Annotated in this window: 25 protein-coding genes; 11 read left to right on the forward strand and 14 right to left on the reverse strand. The window is 70.6% G+C overall.

Annotated elements, in window-relative coordinates:
- Positions 1 to 40 precede the first annotated feature (40 nt).
- The gene (locus tag BN940_RS03080) at positions 41 to 1,150 is read right to left on the reverse strand and encodes a DUF4351 domain-containing protein (RefSeq protein WP_052355561.1); all 1,110 of its coding nucleotides are present in this window, start codon (positions 1,148 to 1,150) and stop codon (positions 41 to 43) included.
- A 347-nt stretch (positions 1,151 to 1,497) separates the two neighbouring features.
- Positions 1,498 to 3,969, reverse strand: coding sequence for a SwmB domain-containing protein (locus BN940_RS17795; protein ID WP_052355562.1), 2,472 nt, complete (start codon positions 3,967 to 3,969; stop codon positions 1,498 to 1,500).
- Positions 3,970 to 4,165: 196 nt separating this feature from the next.
- Here BN940_RS17795 and BN940_RS03090 point away from each other — a divergent pair, with 196 nt between their 5' ends.
- Entirely contained in the window at positions 4,166 to 4,783 is a 618-nt protein-coding gene (locus tag BN940_RS03090; protein WP_043680047.1) for a response regulator transcription factor, read from the forward strand.
- A 60-nt stretch (positions 4,784 to 4,843) separates the two neighbouring features.
- On the opposite strand, the gene BN940_RS17800 is transcribed toward BN940_RS03090, so the two are convergent.
- The 3 genes from BN940_RS17800 to dprA all read right to left on the reverse strand — a co-directional run bounded on the left by BN940_RS17800 (position 4,844) and on the right by dprA (position 8,787).
- Positions 4,844 to 6,631: an ATP-binding protein gene (locus BN940_RS17800; protein ID WP_052355563.1), complete on the reverse strand. Its 1,788-nt coding sequence runs from the start codon at positions 6,629 to 6,631 to the stop codon at positions 4,844 to 4,846.
- Positions 6,632 to 6,677: 46 nt separating this feature from the next.
- A complete protein-coding gene (locus tag BN940_RS03100) occupies positions 6,678 to 7,583 on the reverse strand; it encodes a hydroxymethylglutaryl-CoA lyase (protein ID WP_043680050.1) in 906 nt (301 codons plus the stop codon).
- Positions 7,584 to 7,644: 61 nt separating this feature from the next.
- Complete coding sequence (gene dprA, locus BN940_RS03105) at positions 7,645 to 8,787, reverse strand: DNA-processing protein DprA (RefSeq protein ID WP_043680054.1); 1,143 nt, start codon at positions 8,785 to 8,787, stop codon at positions 7,645 to 7,647.
- A gap of 147 nt (positions 8,788 to 8,934) precedes the next feature.
- Here dprA and def point away from each other — a divergent pair, with 147 nt between their 5' ends.
- The gene (gene def, locus BN940_RS03110; protein ID WP_043680056.1) at positions 8,935 to 9,459 is read left to right on the forward strand and encodes a peptide deformylase; all 525 of its coding nucleotides are present in this window, start codon (positions 8,935 to 8,937) and stop codon (positions 9,457 to 9,459) included.
- Complete coding sequence (gene fmt / locus BN940_RS03115; RefSeq protein ID WP_043680058.1) at positions 9,460 to 10,419, forward strand: methionyl-tRNA formyltransferase; 960 nt, start codon at positions 9,460 to 9,462, stop codon at positions 10,417 to 10,419.
- Between the two features lie 58 nt (positions 10,420 to 10,477).
- Here the strand turns inward: fmt and BN940_RS03120 are convergent, their stop codons facing one another.
- The 4 genes from BN940_RS03120 to rsmB form a co-directional block, all read right to left on the reverse strand.
- The gene (locus BN940_RS03120) at positions 10,478 to 11,191 is read right to left on the reverse strand and encodes a response regulator (protein ID WP_043680059.1); all 714 of its coding nucleotides are present in this window, start codon (positions 11,189 to 11,191) and stop codon (positions 10,478 to 10,480) included.
- Between the two features lie 6 nt (positions 11,192 to 11,197).
- The gene (locus BN940_RS03125) at positions 11,198 to 13,528 is read right to left on the reverse strand and encodes a sensor histidine kinase (protein ID WP_043685657.1); all 2,331 of its coding nucleotides are present in this window, start codon (positions 13,526 to 13,528) and stop codon (positions 11,198 to 11,200) included.
- Positions 13,528 to 14,097 carry a DUF4390 domain-containing protein gene (locus BN940_RS03130; protein WP_043680061.1) on the reverse strand — a complete coding sequence of 190 codons (570 nt, stop codon included), beginning with the start codon at positions 14,095 to 14,097 and terminating at the stop codon, positions 13,528 to 13,530. The genes BN940_RS03125 and BN940_RS03130 overlap by 1 nt, the downstream gene beginning before the upstream one ends.
- A 147-nt stretch (positions 14,098 to 14,244) precedes the next feature.
- Entirely contained in the window at positions 14,245 to 15,567 is a 1,323-nt protein-coding gene (gene rsmB / locus BN940_RS03135) for a 16S rRNA (cytosine(967)-C(5))-methyltransferase RsmB (RefSeq protein ID WP_242404258.1), read from the reverse strand.
- Positions 15,568 to 15,723: 156 nt separating this feature from the next.
- On the opposite strand from rsmB, the gene rimO reads away from it, so the two are divergent.
- The 3 genes from rimO to BN940_RS03150 all read left to right on the forward strand — a co-directional run bounded on the left by rimO (position 15,724) and on the right by BN940_RS03150 (position 17,750).
- Entirely contained in the window at positions 15,724 to 17,046 is a 1,323-nt protein-coding gene (gene rimO, locus BN940_RS03140) for a 30S ribosomal protein S12 methylthiotransferase RimO (protein WP_043680063.1), read from the forward strand.
- 105 nt (positions 17,047 to 17,151) lie between these two features.
- Entirely contained in the window at positions 17,152 to 17,430 is a 279-nt protein-coding gene (locus tag BN940_RS03145) for a type II toxin-antitoxin system Phd/YefM family antitoxin (protein WP_043680065.1), read from the forward strand.
- On the forward strand, positions 17,427 to 17,750 hold the full coding sequence (locus BN940_RS03150) for a type II toxin-antitoxin system RelE/ParE family toxin (protein ID WP_043680066.1): 324 nt from the start codon (positions 17,427 to 17,429) through the stop codon (positions 17,748 to 17,750). The genes BN940_RS03145 and BN940_RS03150 overlap by 4 nt, the downstream gene beginning before the upstream one ends.
- A 16-nt stretch (positions 17,751 to 17,766) precedes the next feature.
- Here BN940_RS03150 and BN940_RS03155 read toward each other — a convergent pair whose 3' ends face one another.
- Complete coding sequence (locus BN940_RS03155; RefSeq protein ID WP_052355564.1) at positions 17,767 to 18,723, reverse strand: methyltransferase domain-containing protein; 957 nt, start codon at positions 18,721 to 18,723, stop codon at positions 17,767 to 17,769.
- Between the two features lie 74 nt (positions 18,724 to 18,797).
- On the opposite strand from BN940_RS03155, the gene BN940_RS17805 reads away from it, so the two are divergent.
- Complete coding sequence (locus BN940_RS17805; protein ID WP_052355565.1) at positions 18,798 to 19,814, forward strand: ComF family protein; 1,017 nt, start codon at positions 18,798 to 18,800, stop codon at positions 19,812 to 19,814.
- Complete coding sequence (locus BN940_RS03165) at positions 19,760 to 20,230, forward strand: tRNA (cytidine(34)-2'-O)-methyltransferase (protein ID WP_043680068.1); 471 nt, start codon at positions 19,760 to 19,762, stop codon at positions 20,228 to 20,230. Before BN940_RS17805 ends, BN940_RS03165 begins: the two co-directional genes overlap by 55 nt.
- A gap of 118 nt (positions 20,231 to 20,348) precedes the next feature.
- Here BN940_RS03165 and BN940_RS03170 read toward each other — a convergent pair whose 3' ends face one another.
- Genes BN940_RS03170 through BN940_RS03185 form a run of 4 tightly spaced genes read right to left on the reverse strand, consistent with a single transcriptional unit; the run spans position 20,349 to position 22,645 of the window.
- Positions 20,349 to 21,389 (reverse strand): NAD(P)H-dependent glycerol-3-phosphate dehydrogenase, encoded by a 1,041-nt coding sequence (locus BN940_RS03170; protein WP_043680070.1) that lies wholly within the window; start codon positions 21,387 to 21,389, stop codon positions 20,349 to 20,351.
- 19 nt (positions 21,390 to 21,408) lie between these two features.
- Positions 21,409 to 21,915 carry a protein-export chaperone SecB gene (secB, locus tag BN940_RS03175; protein ID WP_043680073.1) on the reverse strand — a complete coding sequence of 169 codons (507 nt, stop codon included), beginning with the start codon at positions 21,913 to 21,915 and terminating at the stop codon, positions 21,409 to 21,411.
- Between the two features lie 48 nt (positions 21,916 to 21,963).
- Positions 21,964 to 22,221 (reverse strand): glutaredoxin 3, encoded by a 258-nt coding sequence (gene grxC, locus BN940_RS03180; protein WP_043680076.1) that lies wholly within the window; start codon positions 22,219 to 22,221, stop codon positions 21,964 to 21,966.
- Between the two features lie 13 nt (positions 22,222 to 22,234).
- Complete coding sequence (locus BN940_RS03185) at positions 22,235 to 22,645, reverse strand: rhodanese-like domain-containing protein (RefSeq protein WP_043680079.1); 411 nt, start codon at positions 22,643 to 22,645, stop codon at positions 22,235 to 22,237.
- 119 nt (positions 22,646 to 22,764) lie between these two features.
- On the opposite strand from BN940_RS03185, the gene gpmA reads away from it, so the two are divergent.
- The 3 genes from gpmA (at position 22,765) to BN940_RS03200 (ending at position 26,823) form a co-directional block, all read left to right on the forward strand.
- A complete protein-coding gene (gene gpmA / locus BN940_RS03190; protein ID WP_043680082.1) occupies positions 22,765 to 23,517 on the forward strand; it encodes a 2,3-diphosphoglycerate-dependent phosphoglycerate mutase in 753 nt (250 codons plus the stop codon).
- 25 nt (positions 23,518 to 23,542) lie between these two features.
- On the forward strand, positions 23,543 to 25,129 hold the full coding sequence (locus tag BN940_RS03195; RefSeq protein WP_052355566.1) for a peptidoglycan DD-metalloendopeptidase family protein: 1,587 nt from the start codon (positions 23,543 to 23,545) through the stop codon (positions 25,127 to 25,129).
- A gap of 161 nt (positions 25,130 to 25,290) precedes the next feature.
- Positions 25,291 to 26,823, forward strand: a complete 1,533-nt coding sequence (locus tag BN940_RS03200) for a S41 family peptidase (RefSeq protein ID WP_043680085.1) — start codon at positions 25,291 to 25,293, stop codon at positions 26,821 to 26,823.
- The last annotated feature ends 17 nt before the right edge of the window (positions 26,824 to 26,840 follow it).

The raw sequence follows: 26,840 nt of genomic DNA on the forward strand, positions 1-26,840 counted from the left end.
CTACCCCGCCCCCTCTCCCGTGAGGGGAGAGGGGGCCGCGTCAGTCGCGGAACACGTCGTCCAGCGTCGCGGCGTCCAGGATGTTCAATGACCAGGTTTCCAGTTCATCCATGCCGGCCGAGCGGATGCGCCGAACCACGTCAGCATCCACCGCCCCGAAGCGACGCTGAAGCAGGCGCAGCAGCAGATCGGCCTGGCCCTTGACCCGGCCTTGCTCCAGACCCTGTTCCAGACCTTGCTCCAGTCCCTGCTCCAGGCCCTTGGCAATGCCGCGCCGTTCGGCGATCGTCACATAGCTCATCTTGCGCTCCCGTTCCAGGCGTTCCACCGCCGCCAGGTACTCCGGCTCCTGCGCCGCAGGCAGCCGCAGCATCCATTCGATCAGCCGCAGCAGCGGCTGGATCTGGTCATGGCCATAGCCGTACCCGTACAGCATCCGCACCAGCGACACCGCAGGTCCTACCCGCCGCGCCCCGGCCCGATACCGCACGGCCTGCAGCTGCGCCATGACCACCACCGCAAACGGGTTCGTGCGCGCCAGCGATTCCAGCTCGTTCCAGCGGGCCAGCCACTGGGCCAAGTGTACGACGGGAAAGGAAAAACACACACCCTGGCCGAGGAATTCCCGCCGGCATTCCAGGCGGTCCGGGCCCGAGCGGCTGGCCACCAGGATGCACAGGCTGAACAGGGCCGGAGGCACACGCCCGGCCCGAGCGCTCAGGCCCTCGTGCCTGATCTCGATGCGCGTCCGGTAGCGGTACATGCGCTGCGCGATCCGGGCAAGCGCCCGGGGGCCCGTGCCCCCGCCCTGCACCTCGACGTGGACCAGGATCCAGGCATCGGCACCGGCCCGATGGCGCACCCGCACCAGCTTGTCGGCGTGCAGCCGCCCATGGCCGGGCGGACCATCCGGCACGCCCAGGGCCTGCAGTTCCTTGTCCAGGAACTGCGGCGCGACCGACCAGTCGACGGCCTGGTGCAGTCCGGGGGCCAGCAGTTCGAGGGCCTGCCGGAAGAAGATTTCCAGCGCCTCCTTCCAGGGACTGTCGTGGTCGTCGGCCGGGGTGGCCGCGGCAGCACCTGCACCGGTACCGGCAGCCGGGTCGGCGGCGGCAGAAGCAGCCGAGCCAGCAGCGGCGCCGGCGGCCACAGACGCAGGATCGGCAGCAGCAGATGCAGCGGCAGACGCAGGAGCGGCAGCAGCAGCGGTAGCAGCAGACACAGGAGTGGCTGCGGCCACAGCAGGCGCAGCATCGTTCCGATCGGGCATGGCGGGCTTCCGGATGCGGGAAGCCTCATTCTGCGCATGCCCCCGCCACCCCGCCAGACTGGGAAGTACGAACGGATGAAAGCGTCATGGCTGTGCATCGGGTGCAAGACGACAGTAGATGGCTGTCAATGAAAAAAGCGGCCACGGTTCCGGGGACGGAAACCGTGGCATGGCACTTCCATGGAGGCTATTCAGCGTTCTGCGTTTGGAGGCCCAGGAGAGATGGTTCAGGCTGTCATGGCAATCCCGGTGATGTCCCCAGCGGTGATGGTCAGGCCATCATTGCTCAGATAGACGCCCGTCAATTTGATCAGCACATCCGTTGCGGTCAGTCCCGAATCCGCATCGGAGATGAACAGGTATGCATCACCACCGTTTTGCCAGATGGCGACCCCGCCTGCGGTGGGCGGACTGCTCCCTATGGCCGAAATGGCGGCCTCGACGGCGGTCAGTTGCTCGGCGAGCGTGTCATCATCGGCATGGAACGTTGCAACACCGGTGTTGGAAATGCTTGCCTTGCCGGCGACGGCCGACGAACCTCCGTGATGGATCACGAGCGTGGTGGCGCCGAAATCGATGATGTTGTTCGTTCCTGCGATCCAATGTTCGATGGTGTCGAAGTTCGTATCCGAGGGCGTTCCGGTCGATGTATTGGAGAATACGAAGGTGTTCTGCCCGGCGCCCCCGATCAGGGTGTCCATGCCTGTCTTGCCTACGATCGTGTCGTCGAAATCCGTGCCGGTAATGGTGGAGCCCGTGACGGTATGCGCCGTCGCGTTGCCTTGCAAGGCAATTTTCGCGCCGGCGGAGAAAGTCCAGGCGGACGCGTCATAGTTGTCCATGATGCCGTCGACGTTGAGCCCGGTGCCCCAGCCCGAGGCGGAATCGGTGAATGCCATATCCGTGATGCTCAAGTGATCGATGTTCTCGTAATTGAACACGGCCACGGCATTCTTGCTGAATCCGCCTTCGAGCGTGACGTTGTTGAGTGCGATGGCGCTATTTTCCGCGTTGTTCAGCTCGGGGCCGTTGACCCATACGCCGCCGCCCAGTTCGGAATTCTGCGCGCCTTGGATCTGGATGCCATACCACGGGGATGCGTTCGTGGTGCCTTTGTCCGCGAGTCCCTTGATGGTCACGTTGCTGATCGAGGCCTTGCCGCCATCGAAGCCGAACATCATGATCCCCGCGGCATGGGATGCGTCCGTGTTTTGCGACAATCCCGTTGCGGATTGATCGAAGATCACTTTATCGATGAAGAGGTTGCCCAGGCTGGAATCCTTGTGGTTCAGGCCGATCACCAGGCCGCCGTTCGTCTGGCTGATGAACGTGCTGTTCGTGACGACCAGAGAGCCCACATTGGCCTGCAGGGGCAGCGTCGAGCCGTCGATGGTCACGGCTTCGGAGCCGCCTGTCACCTGAATGCCGGTGATCGACACCGTGCCGGTCACCGTCCCGTTCACGACGAAGGCACGGACTCCGGCGGCGGTGTTGATGACGACGTCCTGCGCGGTATCGCTTGTATCGTCATCCGCCCCGACGATCGAGATTGCCTTGGTGATGGAGATTTCTTCGGGGATGTTGTGGGTGCCTTTGGCCAGGTAGATCGTATCTCCATCCGCGGCCGCGGCGATCGCGGCTTTGATGTCCCCGCCCGCGGCGACATGGATGTAGGTCGTACCGTTGGTCACGGCCGTTGCCGCCAGGGTGGCGGCGTCGTTGCCCGCCGCGTCCTGGATTGCATGGCTGTCATTTCCGGTCGAGGGGTCGTCGTAGGCGACCGTGACGGCCTGGCCCTTGCTGACGGGCGTGGTCAAGGTAAGCTGGACCGTGCTGCCGTCGATCGTCACCGCGGTCACTGCATTGTCGGCGTCATCGACTTTTACGGTGAAGGCGGTCGTCGCCGCCGTCGTGCCGCTGAGCGCGCCGTCGTAGGTCATGATGAGTTTGCTGCCGTCGGTATTGATTGCCGCCGACTGGAACACCGGCGCCACGGTGTCCCCGCCGCCGCCCCCGCCGCTTCCTCCCGTGCCCCCCGTGCCCCCGGAGCCGCTGTCGACGGGCTTGAAGGTGTCGGGCAGCTCGGTGCCTTCGGGCACGGTGACCGAGGGCGGGACGACCAGCAGCAGGCCTTCGGGGGGCACGAAGTCGGTGGGGATGGGGGTGTCGGCCGGGGGCGTCCAGCCTTCTGGGGGCTGGAAATCGGGCAGGAAGGGGGCGACTTCGGCGATGCGGGCCAGGGCCTCGAGGATGTGGTCGGGGTCGGCCAGGGCGGCGTTGAAGACCGGGTCGTTGGCGAACTGGCCCAGGGTGATGCCGTTGCCCAGGTCGCGGTTTTCGTGCAGGCCGTAGGTGACCAGGTGCTGATAGAGGTTCAGGCCCTCGACGGCGGCGAGATCGGGGTTGGCATTGGCGTAGGCGGCCAGGTCGATGAAGGGGCTGATGGTGCGCGGCTCGCTCTGGCCGTAGAGCAGGAAATGCTCGTAGGCGGAGGCGAGGCCGGCCGCGACGGCGGCGGCCACGTCGGGGTTCTGGTCCAGGTAGAAGGTGGGATCGAAGAGCGCGCTGGGTGCGCGGCTTTCGTACTGGCCGTAGGCCATGAAGTGCTGGTAGGCGGTGGTCAGGCCGGCGGCCACGGCGGCGGCGACGTCCGGGTTCTGGTCCAGATACCACTGTTCGTTGAAGAGATCGACGGCCATGAGGAGTCTCCTGGGGTGCGAGGACGGGTTTCAGATTGTTTCCTGTCTTGCATTGTCCTGAATCGACAGTCCCCTGCCATCTCTGCAAATGGACCTGTACGAATATACGTATCGTTTTGACGGGGCTGGCAAAGGGAGAGGCGGGCGCTATGATGCGCTGATCGGTGGTGCCACAGTGTGTGTGCGGAGGCTTGCCTTGACCCAACCCGATTCCATCCTGCTGGTCGACGACCACCCGGTGTTCCGCCTGGGCATGCGCCATGTGCTGGCCCACCGGTTCTCGCGGGCGGCGCTGGCCGAGGCCGGCACTTTCGACGAGGCGCTGCTCCAGGCGCAGGCCCTGCGCCCCGCACCCGCGCTCTTCGTGCTCGATCTGATGCTGCCGGGCTTCACGCCCGACACCGGTATCCCCCTGCTGCGCGGCCTGTATCCTCGCGCGGTGATCGTCGTCCTTTCCATGGCCGAGGCCGCCGCGCACATCGAACAGGTCATGCAGGCGGGCGCCGACGGTTTCGTGGGCAAATCGGTGCCGCCCGACGAGATCGCCGTTGCGATCGAATCCATCTGCGATGGCGAGATCCTGGTGCGCACGGCCCCTTCGCTCCTGGGCGGCGAGGCGCTGGCGCTGTCGCCGCGCCAGCGCGAGGTGCTGGCGCTGCTGGAACAGGGCAAGAGCAACAAGGAAATCGGCGCCCGGCTGGGCATTTCGCCGCTGACGGCGCGCATGCACGTCTCGGCGCTGATGCGGGTGCTGGGGGTCGACAGCCGCACGGCGGTCGTGGCGCGGGCCAGCCGCTGGCATCTGCCGCGCTGATGATCGCTTCCCCCGCCGTGGGGGGGCGTTCTTGCCGCCGTGCGTGGCCCGTGCCGGTGCTCAGTGACCGGGCAGCGGCTGGGGCGGGTGGCGCATCAGCCAGGCGCGCAGTTCGGCGGCCTGGACCGGTTTGGGCAGGCAGGCGATGCCGGCGGCAGCCAGGGCCTGTTCATGCACGGCATCCATCTGGCCCGAGACGATCAGGGCGGGAACGTCCCAGCCTTCGCGTGCCCGGATGGCGAGAATGGTCTGCAGTCCGTCGGACTGGCCGGGGCCCAGGTCGAAGTCGCTGATGATGGCCTGCATGCTCGGGGTGAAGTCGGGCGGCCGGGTGTACGCATGGACCGCGCAGCCCCAGCGTTGCAGCAGATCGGCGCAGGCGGCCAGCACTTCGGTGTCGTCGTCGATCAGGCACACGGACCGTCCCTTGAGCGGATGGGCCAGGCGGTCCCAGGGGCTCTGGACCGGGGCGCTGGCCTGTGGGTGGCAGGACTGCAGGCCCGTGATCCGGAAGGTCGTCCCCCGGCCGATGCGGGACTGTACCTGCACGCGCAGCGACAGCAGGCCTGCCAGCCGGCGCACGATCGTCAGCCCCAGCCCTACGCCGTCGATATGTGGGCTGTGCGGGGTCTGGATGCGGTAGAACTCGTCGAAGATGGCGTCGATCTGGTCGGGCGCGATGCCCGGTCCCTGGTCGCTGATCTGGATGCCCGGGCCGTCGGGACCGCGCCGGATGCCCAGCAGGATGTGGCCTCGCCCATACTTGATGGCGTTGGTGAGCAGGTTCTGGACGATGGCGCCCAGCAGGCCCGGGTCGCTGTGCACCCAGACCGGCGGGTCGAAAAGCCGGATGCGGGCGGCCGCGCGCCCCGGGATCTGCTGCTGGGATGCGTGCCACTGGGGCTGGGCCTGCTCCCAGGCCTGGTACAGCAGCTGGCCCAGGTCCAGAGACCGAGGCTGGGGCTGGATGCTGCCTACCTCCAGGCTCGAGATGTCGAGCAGCGACTGGAAGAGCCCCGAGACCGCGCCGACGGCGCGTTCGATGCCGCCGATCAATTCGCGCTGCTCGGTGTCCAGGCGGGTATCGTGCAAGGCGGCGGCCAGCAGGCCGATGGCATGGATCGGCTGGCGCAGGTCATGGCTGGCCTGGGCCAGGAAGCGGGATTTGGCCGTATTGGCGTCTTCGGCCTGCCGCCGGGCCTCGTCCAGCGCCTCGGAGGTGGTGGTGAGTTCGGCGAGGCGGGCGGCGAGCGAGGCGGACAGCTGCGCGTTGCGGGCCAGGAAGCCGCTCATGCGCCAGGATTGCAGGGAGAGCATGGCTGCATACAGCAGCACCATGGCGGCGTTGATGCCGCCGTACCACTGGTCCGGATCGTGGTAGTGATAGGCCAGGGCCAGCAGCGGCAGCGAGGTCCACAGGCTGAGCAGACAGGAGCGCGGCAGGGCGTGTTGCGACGAGACCGCCCCCAGGGCGGTGCCCCCCAGCGCCAGGGAATACACCAGCAGCAGGGCGAAATCGTTCCGTGCCACCCAAAGAGCGCCCAGCCCCCAGCCCAGGCCGACCAGGGAGGTGAGCAGCGAATGCAGCAGGCCGTATGTGCGGGCGGCTGCCTGGGCGTCATGGCCGGCCGCGTGTCCGTGGGGCCAGCGCAGGACGTAGGCCTGGGCCAGGATCAGCATGGCGGCAGACAGGATCAGCATCCCGGCCAGCCAGATCAGGGCTTCGTGGCGGCTGGCCGGGTTCACGCTGTGCCGCCAGGCCAGGCCCAGGAGGCAGACGACGCCCACATGGACCAGCCAGCTGTGGCGGGCCAGGCCGAAAAGATAGTCGAGCCGCCAGCCGGCCATGTGTCCAGGGCTTGTCAAGGCGGCCCCCCGGTGAGCGCGGGCAGGCCTAGGGCGCCTTCTTCAGCGCCAGGGCGCGGCCCGCGCGGCTGGACGTGGGGCGGCCGATGCGCTCGGAGATCCACTGGCCGATGTCCACGACGGCGTCCAGGTCGATCCCCGTGTCCAGCCCCTGGCCGCGCAGCAGGTACAGCACGTCTTCCGTGGCGACGTTGCCGGTGGCGCCCTTGGCGTAGGGGCAGCCGCCCAGCCCGGCCACCGAGCTGTGGAAGATGCGCACGCCGCAGTCCAGGGCGGCCAGGATGTTGGCCAGGGCCTGGCCGTAGGTGTCGTGGAAGTGCCCCGAGACGCGGGTGCCCAGGTCGGCGACCTGGCCGACGGCGCGCAGCACGCGCCCGACCTGGGCGGCCGTGCCCACGCCGATGGTGTCGGCCACGTCGATCTCGTCGCAGCCCAGGCGCAGCAGGCGTTCGGCCACGTCGACCACGGCGGCCACCGGGGTCTCGCCCTGGTAGGGGCAGCCCAGGGCGCAGCTGATGCTGCCGCGCAGGCGCAGCCCGGCTTCTTTCGCGGCGGCGGCCACGGGCTCGAAGCGGGCGATGGATTCGGCGATGGAACAGTTGATGTTGCGCTGGGAAAAGGCTTCGCTGGCGGCGCCGAAGATCACGATTTCGTCGGCGCGGGCGGCCAGGGCGCCCTCGAAGCCGCGCAGGTTGGGCACCAGGACGGAATAGATCGTGCCGGGGCGGCGGGCGATGCCGGCCATGACGTGCGCGCCGTCGGCCATCTGCGGCACCCATTTCGGCGAGACGAAGGACGCGGCCTCGATGTTGGCGAAGCCGGCGGCGGACAGGCGGTCGACGAGCTCGATCTTGACGGCGCTGTCGACGAACTGTTTTTCATTCTGCAGGCCGTCGCGCGGCCCGACTTCGACGATCTTGATGTGTTCGGTCATGGGATTCCATCTCGGTGGGGGTCCGCGCCGGGCGGGACGGGTTCATCATAGCGCAGCCGGCTCAGGCCTTGCGCCGGTAGCGGCCGTCGGCGGTGCGGTCGATGCGGCCGGCGATTTCCAGCAGGGTGAGCCGGCCCATGAGGCGGTCGATGGGCCAGTCCAGGTCCGCCTGCAGGGTATCGAGATCGACCGGATCCAGGCCGATCCGCCGCAGCAGGGCGTCGGCTTCGGGATCGGTGCCCGCGTCTGCGCCCGCGCCGGTCCCGGTGGCGGGCGGCGGGGCGGCCCGCAGGCCCGGCAGCGCGCCCTGGCGGAGTTCTTCGACGATGTCCTGGCCGGACTCGACCAGCTTGGCGCCCTGGCGGATCAGGGCATGGCAGCCGCGCGACAGGGGGGAATGGATGGAGCCGGGGATGGCGAAGACCTCTCGCCCCAGCTCGCCCGCCAGCCGGGCGGTGATCAGCGAGCCGCTGCGCGCGGCGGCCTCGACCACCAGCACGCCCTGGCTCAGGGCGGCGACGATGCGGTTGCGCCGCGGGAAATGGAAGGGCAGGCCCGGCGTGCCCAGGGGGAATTCCGACAGCAGCAGGCCGTGGGTGGCGATGCGGTGGGCCAGGGCGTGGTGGGCGGCCGGATAGACGCGGTCGATGCCGGTGCCCAGCACGGCCAGGGTGCCGCCGCCGGCTTCGCCGGCATCCAGGGCGCCGGCGTGGGCCGCGCCGTCGATGCCGCTGGCCAGGCCGCTGACCACGCACCAGCCCTGCAGGGCCAGGTGGCGCGCGAAGGCATGGGCGTTGCGCTCGCCGTCCGCGGTGGCGTGGCGCGCTCCGACGATGGCCAGCATGGGACGGTCCAGGAGGTCGGGCCGGCCGTGGGCATACAGGATCGGCGGCGGGTCGGTCAGCGCATACAGCGCGCGCGGGTAGTGGGGGTCGGCCAGGGTCAGCAGGTGATGGCCGTCGGCCCTCAGCCAGTCCAGCGCCTGGTCGACGGCGGCCTGGATGTCCGGTCCGGGCGGCTGGCGCAGGCGGGCCGCCAGCGCCGGGTCCAGGTGGCGCGCCAGGCTGCCGGTGGTGGCCGTGAGGATGTCCTGCGGCATGCCGAAGACCGACAGCAGCAGGCGCACCCGGTCCGCGCCCAGGTCCGGTTCGAGGCTCAGGCGGATCCAGGCGCGCAGTTCGGTTTCGGGGGCGTTCAGGGGCATCGCGTCGGGGCGGATTCGCTCGGGTCGGGGGGATCGCGCCAGTGTGCCATGAAAGCGGCCGGGCCTTGCGGCGGGCGGGATGCTCCTGTCCCGCGCCATGGTCCTGATTTATCATGGAGCTTTGGCATCATCGTCACGGTTTTCGACATGGCTCTGCTTCCCATTCTCAAATACCCGGACCCCCGGCTGCACAAGGTCGCCGCGCCGGTGCGGCAGGTGGACGACCGCATCCGCCAGTTGGTGCGCGACATGGCGGAAACCATGTACGCCGCGCCCGGCGTCGGCCTGGCCGCGACCCAGGTGGACGTGCACGAGCGGGTCGTGGTCATCGACGTCTCGGAAGACGGCAACGACCTGCACGTGCTGATCAACCCCGAAATCACCTGGAAGAGCGACGAGCTCCAGGTCTACGAAGAGGGCTGCCTGTCGGTGCCCGGCATCTACGACGAGGTCGAACGCAGCGCGCGCATCCACGTGCGCGCCCTGGACGAGCGCGGCGAGCCCTACGAGTTCGACGCCGAGGGCCTGCTGGCCGTGTGCGTGCAGCACGAACTGGACCACCTGCTGGGCAAGGTCTTCGTCGAGTACCTGTCCGTGCTCAAGCAGAACCGCATCCGCACGCGCCTGCGCAAGCAGCAGCGCGAGGCCCAGCGCGAAGCCGCCGGGGTCTGAATGCGGATCGCCTTCGCGGGAACCCCGGAATTCGCCCGGCAGGCCCTGGACGCCCTGATCGGGGCGGGGCATGGGGTCGTCTGCGTGCTGACCCAGCCGGACCGCCCCTCGGGGCGCGGCATGAAGCTCATGCCCAGCCCCGTCAAGCAGGCCGCGCAGGCCGCCGGCATTCCGGTGCTGCAGCCGCGCAGCCTGCGGCTGGACGGCAGGTATCCGGAGGACGCCGAGGCGGCCCGGACCGCGCTGCGGGACCTGGTGCCGGATGTCATGGTGGTGGCGGCCTATGGCCTGATCCTGCCGCAGTGGGTGCTCGACCTGCCGCGCCACGGCTGCCTGAACATCCACGCCAGCCTGCTGCCGCGCTGGCGCGGGGCGGCGCCCATCCAGCGCGCGATCGAGGCGGGCGACGCCGCCAGCGGCGTGACCATCATGCAGATGGACGCGGGTCTGGACACGGGCGCCATGCTGCACCGGGTGGAACGCCCGCTGGCGCCCGACGAGACCGGCGCGAGCCTGCACGACGGGCTGGCGGCCGACGGTGCGCGCGCCATCGTGGACGTGCTCGCGCGGCTGGCAGCCGGGGATGCGCCGGTGCCGGTGCCCCAGCCCGAGGCGGGCGTGTGCTATGCCGGCAAGCTGCTGAAGTCCGAATCGGCGCTGGATTTCTCCCGCCCCGCGGTGGAACTGGCGCGCCGGGTGCGGGCCTTCGATCCGTTTCCCGGCACGACGATGGCGCTGCCCGGATTCGATCAGCCGGTGAAGGTGTGGGGGGCGCGGGCCCTGCCGGCCGCCGCCGGCGCGGCGGGCGGGGATGCGCCGGCCCCCGGCGCGATCCTGGGCATGGGGCCCGAGGGCATCGACGTGGCGACGGCGGATGGCGTGCTGCGCGTGACGGCGCTGCAAAAGCCCGGCGGCCGGCGCCAGCCGGTGGCGGAATTCATGCGCTCGTATCGCGGGTAGCCGCGCGGCCTTGGCGCGTTCCGGATCCCGGGCGCGTGGCGGCCGGGCCGGAGGCCGCTCAGCCGCCGGACGATTTCTTGCGTGAAGTGTCGATGCCGAGCTGCTTGAGCTTGCGGTACAGGTGGGTGCGTTCCAGCCCGGTGCGCTCGGACACCCGCGTCATGCTGTGATTTTCGTGCAGCAGGTGGTATTCGAAGTAGATGCGCTCGAATTCGTCGCGCGCTTCGCGCAGGGGCTGGTTGAGCGAGATCCGGCCCAGGTGCGAGTCGTCGTGCGCGGGGGCGGCGGGCGCGGCGCCCGCGGGCTGCGCGGCGGCGGGCGCGCCGGCCAGGGCGGGCGGCTGCGTGAAGACCGGGTCGGCGGGCGCCGCCGGGCGTTCGGTGCGGCTGCGCATGGACGCCGGGATCACCGGGCGCGCCAGGCCCGCGGCGACGGTCTTGAGCAGCTTCTGCAGGGTGATGGGCTTTTCCAGGAAATCGACGGCGCCGATGCGGGTGGCCTCGACGGCGGTGTCCACGGTGGCGTGGCCGCTCATCATGATCACGGGCATGTTCAGCAGCCCCTGGCTGGACCATTCCTTGAGCAGGGTGACGCCGTCGATGTCGGGCATCCAGATGTCCAGCAATACCAGGTCGGGGCGCTGGCGGAGACGGGATTCGCGGGCCTGTGCCGCATTTTCCGCGAGTTCGACCGTGTGGCCTTCGTCGTAGAGAATTTCGGACAGCAGTTCGCGGATGCCTATTTCGTCGTCCACCACCAGAATTCTGGCCATATCACCTCACCTTGTGTTCTGCGTATTATCGTGTGCTTGACTGGGCGCGTCCAGCCGGGCGGGCGCTTCCGCCAGCCTGGAAAACAGGATGGAGATGCGCGCCCCGCCTTCGGTCCGGTTGGAAATGTCCACCTGGGCGGCGTGTTCCTCGACGATCTTCTTGACGATGGCCAGCCCCAGCCCGGTGCCGGTGGACTTGGTCGTCACGTAGGGCTCGAAGACGCGGTGCAGGACTTCGGGCGCGAAGCCCGGGCCGTTGTCCGAGACGGTCAGCCGCACGCGGGCGTGCCCGGCGGCGTCGTCGGGACGGATCAGGCGGGTCTGCACGCGGATCTCGGCCGTGCCGGGCGCGGCGTGCTGGCAGGCGGCGTCGCGGGCGTTGGCGAGCAGGTTGTGGATCACCTGGCGCAGCTGGGCCGGGTCCCCCAGGATGAGGGGCAGGTCGGGCGCCAGCAGGGCGTCGAAGCGGGCCGCGCCCGGGGCGGGCGGGGGCGCGGGTTCGGCGGGGTCCCAGCCGTACAGGGTCAGGACTTCGGTCAGCAGGGCGTTCAGGTCGATGTCCTGCATCTGCGCCGGCGGCGTGCGGGCGTATTCGCGGAAATCGTCCACCATGCGTTTCAGGGACGCGACCTGGTTGACGATGGTCTGGGTGGACCGCTGCAGCATGGCGGCGTCGTCGGGCGACAGCCGGTCGGCCAGCTTCATGGCCAGCCGCTCGGCCGAGAGCTGGATGGGGGTGAGCGGATTCTTGATCTCGTGGGCCAGGCGCCGCGCGACTTCGCCCCAGGCGACCGTGCGGTTGGCGGAGATCACCTCGCTGATGTCGTCGAACACCACCAGGTAGCCGTCCTCGTGGCCGTCCATGAGCAGCCGGGTGCCGCGCGCCAGCAGGGTGACGACGTGCTTCTTGCGCTCGTTGTCCGGCGCGTCCTGCAGCTCGACCTCGAACTGCTGCTGCCAGTAGGGGCGCGTGGATTCGACCGCGTCGTGGGCGGAGAACGCCTGGCGGATCAGGCTGGCGAGCGGTAGGGCGCCTTCGGCGGTTTCCAGCGGCCGGCCCTGGACGGTGCGCAGGTCGATGCGCAGGATGGTCTGGGCGCCCTGGTTGAACAGCGTCAGGCGGAAGGCGCGGTCGAACACCAGCACCCCGGAGGACAGGTTGCTCAGCACCGACTCCAGGTACAGGTTGCTCTGTTCCAGCTGGCGGCGGTGGCGGTCGACCATCTGGCGGGCTTCTTCCAGCTGGCGCGTCATGGCGTTGAAGGACCGCGTCAGCTGGCCGACTTCGTCGCGCGCCGGCGGCTCGGGCAGGGGTCGGTAGTCGCCCACGCCGACGGCCTGGGTGCCCGAGGCCAGGCTCAGCAGGGGCCGCACCAGGCGCCGCGAGACGGCCAGCGCCACCACCACGGCGGCGAAGACGGCCAGGATCAGCGCCAGGGTCAGGGTGATGCCGTAGAGCTTGCGCAGACCCAGGCGCGACAGGGCGAGCTCCTGGTAGTCGCGGAAGCCCTGCTGGACCTGGCTGGCGTTGTGGGCGATGCGCTCGGGCACGGCCTGGATCACCTGCAGCCAGCGCGAATCGCCGCCCAGGCTCATGGCGTTGCCCAGCCGGTCCGAGGCGGCGGAATCCAGCGGGATGACGACGCGCAGGTGCAGGCCGTCGGTGGTCGGCCCGCCGCCGGCGGCCACGTCGGCCTCGGCCGCGGCGTAGCCCTGGGCGACCCGCAGCTGGTTCATGACGCTGCTGGGGGGCAGGTCCGGCAGCAGCTGGCTGAAGGCCGACGAGGAAAAGGCGACCAGGCGGCCGTTGCCGGTGAAGACCATTGCCTCGTCGATCTCGTTGGCGGCGCGCAGCGAAGTGATCAGCAGGGCGGTCTCGGCGTCGCTGGCGCTGTTCAGCCGCAGGGCCATGTTGCGCGCCCGGCCGCTGAGCTCGGTGATCTGGGCGTCCAGGGCGGCGCGCCCGAGGTTCAGGCCGGCCTCCAGGGCGGTGTCCACCCGCACGTTGAACCAGGACTCGATCGAGCGCGACATGAACTGCACCGACAGCACGTAGATCAGCACGCCGGGCAGGATGCCGATCAGGGTGAAGTACAGCGTGAAGCGGGCGGTCAGCCGCGCGCCGAACTGGCGCCGCCGGATCTGGCGCAGCAGCCGGATGGCGAGCATGGCCACCCAGGACATCAGGGCGATCGCCAGCACGCCGTTGAGCAGCAGCAGCACGTCGTACTGCTGCGCGTAGCGCGAGGCGTTGCCGGTGGACCAGACCAGCAGGCCCAGCAGCGCCATCGCGCTGGCGGCGGCGACCGCCAGCGCGGAGCGCAGCGCCCAGCGGATCAGCCGCGGGGCGTTGCGGCGGAGATCGAGAAAGTGAAGTCTTTCCATGGGGTCGTCAGGGTCCAGGCCGCGCTGTTGAGGGCGTCGACCTGGAAGGGGCGGGCCAGGCGGGAGGTGTCCAGCCGCAGCCGCAGCCGTCCCTGGTAGGTCTGGTCCGGCGTGAAGCGGCTGGCGTCCCCGAGGGGCCAGTCGCGGATGTGGCGCACCAGGTCCAGGGCCTCGTCCAGGGACGTGGCCGGCAGGGACAGGTCGCTGGCGCCGACCCGCCATTGGCGCGTCAGGGCGTTGTACTGGATGCGCCAGGTCTGGCTGTCCGCCAGCACCGTCTCGTCGAACCACCACCAGCGCGGGTGCTCGATGACCAGGTCCACCGTGAAGTACAGCGGGACGCCCTTGCGGGCGGCGTCGTGCAGTTCGTCGCTCAGCGTGAAGTCGATGTCGGCGTCCAGCAGCAGCTGGCCCTGGCGCAGCATCGGTTCGATGCGCACCACCTGGCCGTCGTCGGCCCGGGCGGCCGCGGCGGCCAGGAACAGGAGGCCGGAGGCCAGGAGGATCAGGAAGCGGGGCATGCGCTGGCGGCGGTGGGGCGGAAAATCACGGACAGTCGCAGTATTGTTGAGCCCGCGCCAAAGCGCAAGCCAGCGCGTCCATGTGCTCCCTGGGCGCTGCGCGCCGTCCACCCCGGGGGCATTTGCGCTTGGGGCGGTCCGGTACGCTCATGCTGGCTTGCGCAGCAGGGCGTAGAAGAAGCCGTCGCCGCCGTCGGGGCCGCCGGGCAGGATGTGGCCGGGGGCCGGCAGGCGCCGCGCCTCGGGGTGCCGTTCCAGGAAGGCGCGGACCTGCGATTCGCCTTCCTGGGGGAAGATCGAGCAGGTGGCGTACAGCAGGTGGCCGCCCGCGGCCAGCAGCGGCCACAGCGCGTCCACGATGCGGGCCTGCAGCGCCGCCGTGCGCGCGAGGTCGTCGGCGCGGCGCAGCCAGCGGATGTCGGGGTGGCGGCGCACCACGCCCGAGGCGGTGCAGGGCACGTCGGCCAGGATGGCATCGTAGGGCCGTCCGTCCCACCAGCCGGCGGGCCGGGCGGCGTCGGCGCAGCGCAGGGACACGTCGGGGGATTCCAGGCCCAGCCGCCGCAGGTTGTCGCCCACGCGCTCCAGGCGCCGGGCGTCGCTGTCCAGCGCCGTCAGGCGCAGCGCGTGGCGCTCCAGCAGGTGGGCCGTCTTGCCGCCGGGCGCCGCGCAGGCGTCCAGCACGCGCTCGCCGTCGCGCAGCGGCAGCAGCCGCGCGGCCCGCTGGGCCGAAGGGTCCTGCACCGACCACCAGCCCTCGGCGTAGCCGGGGATGTCGCGCACGGGGCGGGGCGCGTCCAGGATCAGCCCGTCCTCGCCCACGGGCCGGGCGGCCAGGCCGGCCGCCTCCAGGCGGGCCCGCAGCGCATCGCGGCCGATGCGCCGCACGTTGGCGCGCAGGGCCATGGGCGGCGGCTGGTCGGCGGCCTCCAGGATCGCGTGCCAGTTGTCCGGCCAGGCGTCGCGCACGATGTCGATCCACCAGCCGGGGTGGTTCCAGACCGCCTCGGGCTGCGCATCCAGCGCGGCCCGCAGCGTCGCGCGCTCGCGCGCGTAGCGGCGCAGCACGGCGTTGATCAGGCCTTTGGCCGGCCGGGTGCGGCGGTCGGCGGCGGCCGCCTCGACCAGTTGGTGGACCAGGGTGTGCTCGTGGTAGACCGGCGTGCCGGGCGGCTGCGCGGCGCCCTCGGCCTGGCGCAGGCTGGCTTCCAGCAGGCTCAGGCCCAGCAGGATCAGGGCCTCGACCAGGCGTTCCGGCGGGCGGCGCGGCACCAGCCGTTCGCGCGCGGCCCGGGCGTGGCCCAGCCGGCGCATGGCATGGAAGGACAGGGCCTGGGCGGCGGGGCGCTGCGCGGCGGGGATCGATTCCAGCGCCTCCGACAGGGACTGGCCGCCCAGCACCGCCCGGATGGCGCGGGCGGCGGCCAGCAACTGGCCGGACAGGGCGGGGGATTGTGGCGATTCCGGCACGGAATGGATCCAGAATGAGGGGGTTGCGGAGCGGATTGCGGGGACTTTAGCACCGATTGGCTAAAATCGAGGGCTGTCCCGGCCACGCCCGCCCGCCGGCTTCGCATGGCCGGAGCGGCGCCGGGCCATTCCCGCCGCATCCCACCGAGTATTCCCATGAATCAATCCCCCCGCGTCGGCTTCGTCAGCCTGGGCTGTCCCAAGGCCCTGGTCGATTCCGAGCGCATCCTGACCCAGCTGCGCACCGACGGCTACACCATCAGCCCCGACTACGAAGGCGCCGACGTCGTCGTGGTGAACACCTGCGGCTTCATCGACAGCGCCAAGGCCGAATCCCTGGACGCCATCGGCGAGGCCATCGTGGAAAACGGCAAGGTCATCGTCACCGGCTGCCTGGGCGTGGAAGCCGACATGATCCGCAGCGTGCATCCGGCGGTGCTGGCCGTCACCGGCCCGCAGCAGTACGAGCAGGTGGTGCGCGCCGTGCACGAGGCCGCCCCGCACGAGCGCCCGCACGATCCCTACGTGGATCTGGTGCCGCCCCAGGGCATCCGCCTGACGCCGCGCCACTATGCCTATCTGAAAATTTCCGAGGGCTGCAACCACAACTGCAGCTTCTGCATCATCCCGTCCATGCGCGGGCGCCTGGTCAGCCGTCCGATCGGCGACGTGCTGGGCGAGGCCCGCCGCCTGGTGGACGCCGGCGTGAAGGAGTTGCTGGTGATCTCCCAGGACACCAGCGCCTACGGGGTGGACGTGAAGTACCGCACCGGCTTCTGGGACGGGCGCCCGGTCAGGACGCAGCTGACGGCGCTGGCGCGCGCCCTCGGGGAATTCGGCGTGTGGGTGCGCATGCACTACGTCTATCCCTATCCCCACGTGGACGAGCTGATCCCCCTGATGGCGGAAGGCCGCATCCTGCCCTACCTGGACATCCCCTTCCAGCACGCCAGCCCGCGCATCCTGAAGGCCATGAAGCGCCCCGCCTTGGAGGACCGCACCCTGGCCCGCATCCGCCAGTGGCGCGACGCCTGTCCGGACCTGACCCTGCGCTCCACCTTCATCGTCGGCTTCCCCGGCGAGACCGAGGAAGACTTCCAGTACCTGCTGGACTGGATGACCGAAGCCCAGCTCGACCGCGTCGGCTGCTTCCAGTATTCCCCGGTGGCTGGCGCGCGCGCCAACGAGCTGCCCGATCCCGTGCCCGACGAGGTCAAGGCCGAGCGCTGGGAGCGCTTCATGGCGCACCAGCAGGCGATCTCCACGCGGCGCCTGGCGGCCAAGGTCGGCCGCACCCTGACGGTGCTGGTGGACGAGGTCGACGAGGAAGGCGGCGCCACCGCGCGGTCCATGGCCGACGCCCCGGAAATCGACGGCAGCGTGCTGCTGCGCGACGCCGCCGGCCACGCGCCGGGCGACCTGGTCCGGGTGCGCATCGAGGACGCGGACGAATACGATCTGTACGGCGTGCCGGCCTGAGCCGGCCGTGCGGAGCCTGGGCCTGGCCGGCACGGGCTTTGTGTCGGACTGAATCCGGTCTATGTTCTTCCCCATGACGATATCGTGCATGAGGAAATCGTGTCCATGAAACTTGCCACTCACGTTCGACCGATCAGCTACCTGAAGTCTCATGCCGCCGAGATCGCGCGGGACGTGGCCGAGACCGGCGAGCCCATGCTGATCACCCAGAACGGAGAAGCCAGGCTGGTCCTGATGGACGTGGCGGCCTATGAGCAGAACGAGCAGGCCCTGGCGCTGTTGAAGCTGCTGGCCATGGGGCAGCGGGATATCGATGCGGGCCTCTGGCGGGATGCCGAAGACGTCTTCGCCGATCTGGATCGGGAAGACGGGGCGGGTGCGTGAAAGCGGCTTTTCTGCCGGGCGCCGAAGCCGATTTACGTGAATTGCGGCGGTATGTACTTCGGAAATTCGGGCCGCACACCTGGCGGGAATCTTTCGAGGGGATCAGGACGGCGGTGCATGCCGCCGAATCGTTCCCCCTGGCCGGCCGCCTGCCGGACGAACTTGCCGAATTGGGTCTGCCGCAATACCGGCAGATCGCCGCCGGCATGAACCGGATCATTTATGAAACCCGGGAGGACCGGCTCTACATCCATATCGTCTGCGATATCCGCCGGGATCTGCGGAGCTTGCTGCATCGGCGGTTGAGCAGGCCCTCCTGAAGCCCGCCCAGGTTCCCTAGTTTTCCCCGTCCGGCTTGCGCGGCACGACGCGCGGGGGCGGCTTGCCGGCCTCCAGCGGCTGGGCGCGCTTGAAGGTGGTGACGGGCAGGTCGCCGAACACGCCGCGCCGCGCGGCGACGCGCCAGGCGTGGCCGTAGGCGACTTCCAGGCTCAGGTGGATCGTGCCGTCGGCGTGGCGGCGGCGTTCCAGGGCGCGGACCAGGCGTTCACGCCAGGCGCGGCCCGGCAGGCCGCGGCGGCGTTCGGGGTGGGGATTGCCGCCCAGGGCGCGCACGTCTTCCAGCAGCTTGTCGGCGGTCTTGTAGGTCAGGGTGATGATTTCCTGGTCCATGACGGGATCGGCGAAGCCGACCTGCAGCATCAGGTCGCCGAAATCGTGCATGTCGACGAATTCCATGGGGCGCGTGTCCGGATCGACCTCGGCCAGGGCGTCGCGCAGTTCGCGGAAGGTGCCGGGCCCCAGGCTGGAATACATCGCCAGGGCGTCGTTGCGCAGGACGCGGCGCCATTCCTGCAGCACCAGGTGGGGCTCCGGGTGCCAGTGCAGGGCGAGGTTCGACCAGACGAGGTCCAGGCTTTCGTCCGGCAGACCGGTCTCGGCCAGGTCGGCCTGGCGGAATTCGGCGGCCGGCGTGGGCTTGTTGCGCAGCCGGTGCCAGAAGCCGGGCTTGGCCGCGTAGCGCTCACGCGCCGTGTCCAGCAGCGCGCCGCAGGCGTCCAGGCCGATGTAGCGCTGGTCGGGATAGCGCGCGCGCAGGGGGTCCAGCGCATGGGCGGCGCCGCAGCCCGCGTCCAGGATGTCGTGCGGAGCGATGCGGATGTAGCTCAGGCGGCGCAGCATGCGCTGGGCGATTTCCCCGTACAGGAACTGGGGCGCGTCCAGGGGCGCGCGCCGGGCGAACTGGCGCGTCACGGCCTGGGGGTCGATGGGTAGGCGGGGAAGCTGTGGCATAAACGATCAAGGCCCGGCCCGGGGCGGCCCGAAGCGTGCTGTGATGGGGTTTTCCTGCGGAAGGACACGCCATTATGCTGCATCTGCCGATCGATCGCTGGCGCGACTGGATCGCGGCCGACTGTCCGGGCTGCGGCCGGCGGGTGGGCGGCCAGGGGCTGTGTCCCGCGTGCCTGGCGCATCTGCGGCCGGATGGCGCGCGGCCGCGCTGTCCGCGCTGCGCGCATCCCCTGGACGAGGCAGGGCGCTGTCCCGATTGCGGCCCGCGGGCGCCGGCCTACGACCGCGTGGTGGCGGCCTTCGACTACGCCGGGCTGGGCCGCGACCTGATCCACGACTACAAGATCCGCCGCCGCCTGCCTCTGGCGCGCTTGCTGGCGGACCTGCTGGCGCGGGCGGTGGAGGCCGGCGACGTCCGGCTTCTCCGGCCGCACTGGATCGTGCCGGTGCCAGCCCGGCGCGAGGCGCTGCTGCGGCGCGGATTCAGTCCGCCGGCCGAGGTGGCCCGCCTGCTGGCCCGGCAACTGGGGCTGCGCTACCGATTGGACGGGGTGCGGCGGGTGCGCGAAGGGCCGCGGCAGGCGGGACTGGACCGCGCGCTGCGCCTGCGGGCGCAGACGGGAGTGTTCGCCGTCCCCGAAGCGGGGAGACGGGCGCCCCCGGCGCGGCCGGCGGGCGATGGGTTGCCGGGGGCCTCGGCGGACCCCGCCGGCCCGCTGGCCGGCCAGCGGATCGCGGTGGTGGACGACGTGCTGACCACGGGCGCGACGCTGCAGGCGGTGGCGGCGGTGCTGAAGGATGCCGGCGCCGCGCGGGTCGAGGGCTGGGTGCTGGCCCGCGCCGTGGTTCCCCACGCCGGCCATGCCGAAGCGCCCGATGGCCGGGCCGGTGAGTCCTCGGGGGGCGGCGCCTTGCGCGAGGCTTCCGGCGGCCGGGTCTTGCAGGCCGGGTCTTACAATAAGGGCCGCCGGGCCGGCCGCTGCGTGCGGGCGGGGCCGGCGATGCATCCCCGCGCGGCCCTCATCGATCCCGTTCCATGTTCCACATCGTCCTCGTCGAACCCGAAATCCCGCCCAACACCGGCAACGTGATCCGTCTCGCGGCCAACACCGGCGCCTGCCTGCACCTGGTGCGGCCGCTGGGCTTCGCCCTGGATGACGCGCGCATGCGGCGGGCAGGCCTGGATTATCACGAATGGGCGGACATGCGCGTGCACGACGGCCTGGACGAGGCGCTGGCCGCGATCGGCGGCGATCCGTCGCGGCGCTTCGCGCTGACCACGCGCGGGTCCGTGCCGATCGGCGAGCGCGCCTTCCGGGCGGGAGACGTGTTCGTGTTCGGACGGGAAACCGCCGGCCTGTCGGACGCGCAGCTGGCCGTCTTTCCCCCGGCGCAGCGCGTCCGCCTGCCGATGCGGCCGCAGCAGCGCAGCCTGAACCTGTCCAATGCCGTGGCGGTCACGGTCTTCGAGGCCTGGCGGCAGGCCGGCTACGCGGGCGGGGTCTGACCCGGACCCCCGTCCGGCCGGGACCGCGGCCGGAGCGCGGGACGGAAAGCCGCGGACGGCGCCGCAGCACGGCGCGGCGGACGCCCGGCGCGCTCCGGCCGCATCTGCAGCCACGGCGTCATTCGTCGCGCGGATCGCGCGCCAGCAGGGCGGCCACGGCCTGGGTGGGCGCGATGCCGTCGAACAGCACGCCGCAGACGGCATCGGTGATGGGCAGGTCCAGGCCGTGCTGCCGGCCCAGCGCCTGGGCGGCGCGCGCGCAGCGCACCCCTTCGGCGGTCATGCCGCCCGCCAGGATGTCGTCCAGCGAGCGGCCCTGGCCGATGGCGATGCCCACCTGGCGGTTGCGCGAGAGTTCACCGGTGGCGGTGAGGACCAGGTCGCCCAGCCCGGTCAGGCCGATGAAGGTGTCCGCCTGGCCGCCCAGCGCCACGCCCAGGCGCTGGATTTCCGCCAGGCCGCGCGTGATCAGGGCGGCGCGGGCGTTGGTGCCCAGCCGCAGGCCGTCGCTGATGCCGCAGGCGATGGCGATGACGTTCTTCAGGGCGCCGCCGACTTCCACCCCCATGACGTCGCGGGTGCCGTAGATGCGCGCCCGGGTGCCGTGGAAGGCCGCCTGGGCGGCGCGGCCGGTGCCCGGGTCGCGGCCGGCCACCGTGAGGGCGACCGGCAGGCCCTGGGCCACTTCGAGGGCGAAGGACGGGCCCGAAAGCACGCCCGTGCGCAGCCAGGCGATGCCCGACAGCGCCTGGTCCACGATCTGGTGCGGCCACTGGTGCGTGTCGGGGCTGATGCCCTTGCAGGTCCACAGGAGATGGACCGGCGGGGCGTCGGCGGGGCGCGCCGGCAGCGCCCGCGCGATGCGCCGGCAGACGTCGGCCAGGCCCGACATGGGCACGCCCAGCACGATCAGGCGGTCGGCCGGGCCGGGGCCGTCCAGCACGTGCGCCAGCGCGGCGTCGAAGTCGCTGGTCGCCCGCAGGGCGGGCGGCAGGGCGATGCCGGGCAGGTGGCGCGGGTTGACGTGCTGCTGGCCGATGGCCCGCGCCTGTTCCGGATCGCGGGCCCAGATCAGGGCGTCGGACCGGGCGCTGGCCAGGGCCGCCAGGGCGGTGCCCCAGCTGCCCGCGCCCAGGACGCAGAGCCGGACCGGTGCCATGGCGTGCGGGCCCGGCCGCTCAGTTGCGCGCGCCGGGAGGCAGGATCAGGCCCGAGTCCTCGCCCTGGGCCTGCGCGTCCGGCTGCTGCGCCAGGCGCTGTTCGTACAGGGCCTGGAAGTTCATTTCGCTCAGGTGCAGCGGCGGCAGCGAGGTGCGCGTGATCGCGTCGGCGACGTTGGCGCGCAGGTAGGGGTAGAGCATGGTCGGGCAGACGATGCCCAGCAGCGGATCGAGCTGTTCGGCCGGGATGTTGGCGGCCTCGAAGATGCCGGCCTGGCAGAGTTCGACCAGGTACAGGACCTTGTCGCCGATGCGCGTGGTCACCGTGGCGGTCACCGTGGATTCAAACACGGATTCCGCCAGCTGCCGGCCGCCGACCTGGATCGAGACCTCGACGGTCGGGCCTTCCTGTTCGAGGAAGATTTCCGGGGCGTTGGGCATTTCCAGCGACAGGTCTTTGACGTAGGTGCGCTGCAGGCCGAAGCTGGGGGCCTGGCCGTTCTGGGTGCTGTTTTCTTCAGACATGGGGATTCCGGTGTGAGGGGAGGAAAGGCGGGGCGGATGCGCGGGCGGTCAGGCCTGCAGCAGGGGCACCAGGCCGCCGGCGCGGTCCAGAGCGGAGAGATCGTCGAAGCCGCCGATATGGCGTTCGTCGATGTAGATCTGCGGCACGGTGCGCCGGCCGGTGCGTTCCATCATGACGGCGCGCTGGGCCGGGTCGCGGTCGATGAAGATCTTGTGGATCTCCTCCACGCCGCGCTGCTTGAGCAGCATTTCGGCGCGCGTGCAATAGGGGCACACGGAGGTGCAGTACATGGTGATCTGGGCCATGGGAGGATTCCGGTCAGGATTTTTTCAGGGGCAGGCCGCCTTCGGTCCAGGCATTCAACCCGCCATCGAGGCAGGATACCCGATCGAAGCCCTGCTTGCGCAGCTGGGCCACGGCCTTGGCGCCGTCGCGGCCGTGGGCGTCCACCAGCACGACGGGCTTGTCCTTGGGCAGGCTGTTGAGATGCGCTTCGAGCGTGTCCAGGGGGATGTTGCGGGCCTGGGGGATGGCGCCGGTCTTGAACTGGTCGGCCGGGCGCACGTCCACGAACTGGCCATGCTCCTGGTTGACTAGGCGGATGGCTTCGGCCAGGGGGACGCGCCCGGTCGAGCGGCCCTTGGACAGGCTGGGCCACAGCAGCAGGCCCCCGGAAGCCAGGGCGATGAGCAGAATCCAGAGGTTGTTCTGGCTGAGTAAGAAGTCCACGGCGGTTCCTGTAACGTGTGACGGGAGGCGTTTTGCCCTGGGGCGGCCCGGCGGCAAAAAAAGAAAGCCCGGGGGATTATAAAATGGTCGGCAGTTTTGGACTTTGCGGGCTTGGAATCATGCACAAACTGGTACTCATGCGCCATGGCGAAAGCCAATGGAACCTCGAAAACCGCTTCACCGGCTGGACCGACGTGGACCTCACCGAGACCGGCCGCGAGCAGGCGCGCCAGGCGGGAGAGCTGCTGCGCGCGCAGGGCTATGAATTCGACCTGGCCTACGCCTCGGTGCTCAAGCGCGCCATCCGCACCCTGTGGATCGCGCTGGACGCCATGGACGCCATGCACACGCCCATCGCCCTGCACTGGCGGCTGAACGAGCGCCACTACGGCGCGCTGCAGGGCCTGAACAAGGCCGAGACGGCCGCCCGCTACGGCGAGGCGCAGGTGCTGCAATGGCGCCGCGCCTACGCGATCGCGCCCGATCCCCTGTCCGAGGACGATCCGCGCCATCCGCGCTTCGACGCGCGCTACCGCCGGGTGCCGCCCGGCGAGCTGCCGGCCACCGAATGCCTGCGCGACACGGTGGCCCGCGTGGTGCCCTTCTGGAACGAATCCATCGCGCCCGCCATCCGCTCCGGGCGGCGGGTGCTGGTCTCGGCCCACGGCAACAGCCTGCGCGCCCTGATCAAGCACCTGGACGGGATCTCGGACGAGGACATCATCGGCCTGAACATCCCCACCGGCCAGCCGCTGGTCTACGAACTGGACGACGAGCTGCGTCCCCTGCGCCATTACTACCTGGGCGACGAGGAGCAGATCCGCGCCGCCATGCAGGCGGTCGCCAACCAGGGCAAGGCGCAGGCGGTCTAGCGCCGCGCCGATCCCGGGCCCGATCATGGACTCCATCGCCCCGGCGGGCGGGCGCCCGGACTCGCGCGGCCGGCCCGCGCCGCGCCTGGGCGGCTGGCGCGGGCTGGCGCCGCTGTGCCTGGCGGCCGTCCTGGCCTGCCAGACGGCCTGGGCGGATTCCGCCCTGGAAGCCCGCCAGGCGCGCGCCCGCGAAGACCGGGCCGCCCTGCGCGCGCAGATCGATGCGCTGCAAAAGCGCATCGAATCGTCGGAATCCTCGCGCGAGGACGCCAGCCGCGCGCTGCAGGCGTCCGAGCAGGCGATTTCCGACATCAGCCGCGAGCTGGCCGAACTGGACCGGCGCGAGGCCACGCTGCAGGACACGCTGAGCCGGCTGGACGCGGCCAGCGGCCAGCAGTCCGAAGAACTCGAACGCCAGCAGCAGGCCCTGGCGGCCCAGCTGCGCGCCCAGTACGCCAGCGGCCTGTCGCCCTGGACCGCCCTGCTCTCGGGACGCGATCCGCAGGAGATCGGCCGCGAACTGGCCTGGCTGGCCTACGTCACCCGCTCCCGCACCCAGGCGCTCGACGCGCTGCGCGCCACGCTGGACCGGCTGGCCGACCTGCGGCGGCAGACCGACGAGGGCCGCCGCGACCTCGAATCGGTGCGCGCCGACGTCCGGCAGCGCCGCGAGGAACTGCAGGCGCAGCAGGCGCAGCGCCGCGAAGTGCTGGACGAGATCCGCGCCCGGCTGGACGAGGAGCGCGGCCAGGCCAGGCAGCTGCAGGCGCGCGATGCGCGCCTGGGCAGCCTCATCCAGGACCTGGACGCCGAGATCGCCCGCGCCGAAGCGCGGCGCCAGGCGGCCCTGAAGGCCGAGGCCGAACGCCGCGCGCGCGAGCGGGCCGAACGCGCCCGGGCCGAAAAGGCCCGCCGCGAACAGGAACGCGCCCGCGCCGCCGAGCAGGCGCGCCAGGTGCGCGAGCAGGCCGAGCGCCATGTGCGGGAGGCCGAGGCGGACGGGACGCGGGCCGCCGGGGCGCCTGCCGACCAGTCTCCGGCGCGGGAAGATGCCCGGCGGGAGGAGACGCGGCGGGAGGACATCCAGCGGGAGGAGGCCCAGCGGGAAGACGCCCGGCAGGAGGACGCCCGTCGCGCCGAACCGGCGGGCGAAGAAGCCCCGGCGGACGCCGGCGAGGCGCCGCCCGAGCGCGAGGCGGCCGCGCGCACCGAGCCCGAGGGCGGCTTCGCCGGGCTGCGCAAGGGCCTGCCCCGTCCCGTGGCGGGCGAGATCCAGGGACGTTTCGGCACCCAGCGGCCCGACGGCGGGCTGTGGCGCGGCATCGTGCTGCGCGCGGCGGCGGGCACGCCGGTGCGCGCCGTGGCCCCTGGCCGCGTGGTGTACGCCCATTGGCTGAGCGGCTTCGGCAACCTGCTCATCATCGACCACGGCAAGCAGTACCTCAGCATCTACGCCTACAACCAGTCCCTGATGCGCCAGGTCGGCGACGTGGTGGCGCGCGGCGACGAGGTGGCGCGGGTCGGCGCCACCGGCGGCCAGGTCGAGCCCGGCCTGTATTTTGAATTGCGGCACCAGGGAGCCCCGATCAATCCGGAACTGTGGATGAGATAGGACACGTGACAGTCCCCTGCGGGCCGCGAGGTGGGGAGATGCCCCGGCTTGCGCGTCCCCCAGGACCATTTGATGCTTAATTTTTCTGTACTATGTGTCATTCGCCGTCCCAGGCGCGCCCAGCGCAGCCGCGGCGGCCCGAACATCGCTTAGGAACGTGCATGGGCACTCGAAACAATCGATCGTTGAGCTGGATTCTGGTGGGTTTCCTGGGGGGCATCCTGGTCAGCCTCGGCATCTCGGCGGCCGCCCAGAAGGGCGAGCCCCTGCCGCTCAAGGCGCTGCAGCAGTTCGCCAACGTCTACGGCGCGATCAAGTCCAGCTACGTCGAGCCCGTGTCCGACCAGTCGCTGATCGACGACGCGATCAAGGGCCTGTTCGCCGACCTGGACCCGCACTCGGTGTACCTGGACGAGGAAGCCTACAAGCAGATGCAGGACATCACCCGCGGCGGCTTCGGCGGGCTGGGCATCGAGATCGGCACCCAGGACGGCATGCCCAAGGTCATCGCCCCGATCGAGGACACGCCGGCGGCGCGCGCCGGCATCCTGACGGGCGACCTCATCACCCAGATCGACGGCGAGCCCACCAAGGGCATGAACCTGAACGACGCCGTGAAGAAGATGCGCGGCGAGCCCGGCACCCCGATCAACCTGACGATCCAGCGCGCCGGCAGCCCCAAGCCCCTGAAATTCCACATCGTGCGGGAAATGATCAAGACCCGCAGCGTGCGCGGCAAGATGCTCGACGGCGACATCGCCTACGTGCGCATCAGCCAGTTCCAGGACCGCACCACGTCCGACCTGGTGCGCATGCTGGCCAGCCTGTCGAAGAAGCAGGCGCCCAAGGGCCTGGTGCTGGACCTGCGCAACGATCCGGGCGGCCTGCTGGACGGCGCCATCGGCGTGGCCTCGGCCTTCCTGGAGCCCGGCAAGCTGGTCGTATCCACCAAGGGCCGCATCCCGTCCTCGAACGAGGAATTCTATGCCCGCCCCCTGAACGGCAGCCACGGCGTCGAGGACGGCGGGCAGCTGCCCGCCTGGACGCACACGGTGCCGATGGTGGTGCTGGTCAACATCGGCTCGGCCTCGGCCTCGGAGATCGTGGCCGGCGCCCTGCAGGACTACAAGCGCGCCCGCATCATCGGCAACCGCACGTTCGGCAAGGGCTCGGTGCAGTCCGTCCTGCAGCTGGACAAGGACACGGGCATCAAGCTCACCACCGCGCGCTACTACACGCCCAGCGGCCGCTCGATCCAGAACACGGGGGTCTCTCCCGACCACGTGGTGGACGACAGCGCCGCCGGCAACCTGTTCCGCATGCAGCGCGAGGTCGATCTGCAGCACCACCTGGAAACCCAGTCCGACGCCCAGGCGGGCGATGCGGAAGACGGCGATTTCGTGCAGGGCGAGATCAAGATGTTCGAGTTCGGCGGCGCCGACGACTGGCAGCTGCGCCAGGCCGTCAATGCGCTGCAGGGCCGGCCGATCCAGAAATCCGATCCCGCCCAGGTGCGCCAGGCGCGCGCCGAGGCCCAGGCCGAAAAGCCGGCCGACACGGCGAAAGCCCCGGCGGGTCCGGCGAACGAAGCGGCCAGGAAACCCGGTCCGGCAGAAAAAAAAACCCTGAATGATGGTGGCGACGGGGTCGAGCGCTACCGCATCACCCCGGAAGGCCTGATCAGGATCCCGTGATGGGCGCAGAATCCGCC

The organism is Castellaniella defragrans 65Phen (assembly GCF_000612685.1).
Taxonomy (GTDB): domain Bacteria; phylum Pseudomonadota; class Gammaproteobacteria; order Burkholderiales; family Burkholderiaceae_B; genus Castellaniella; species Castellaniella defragrans.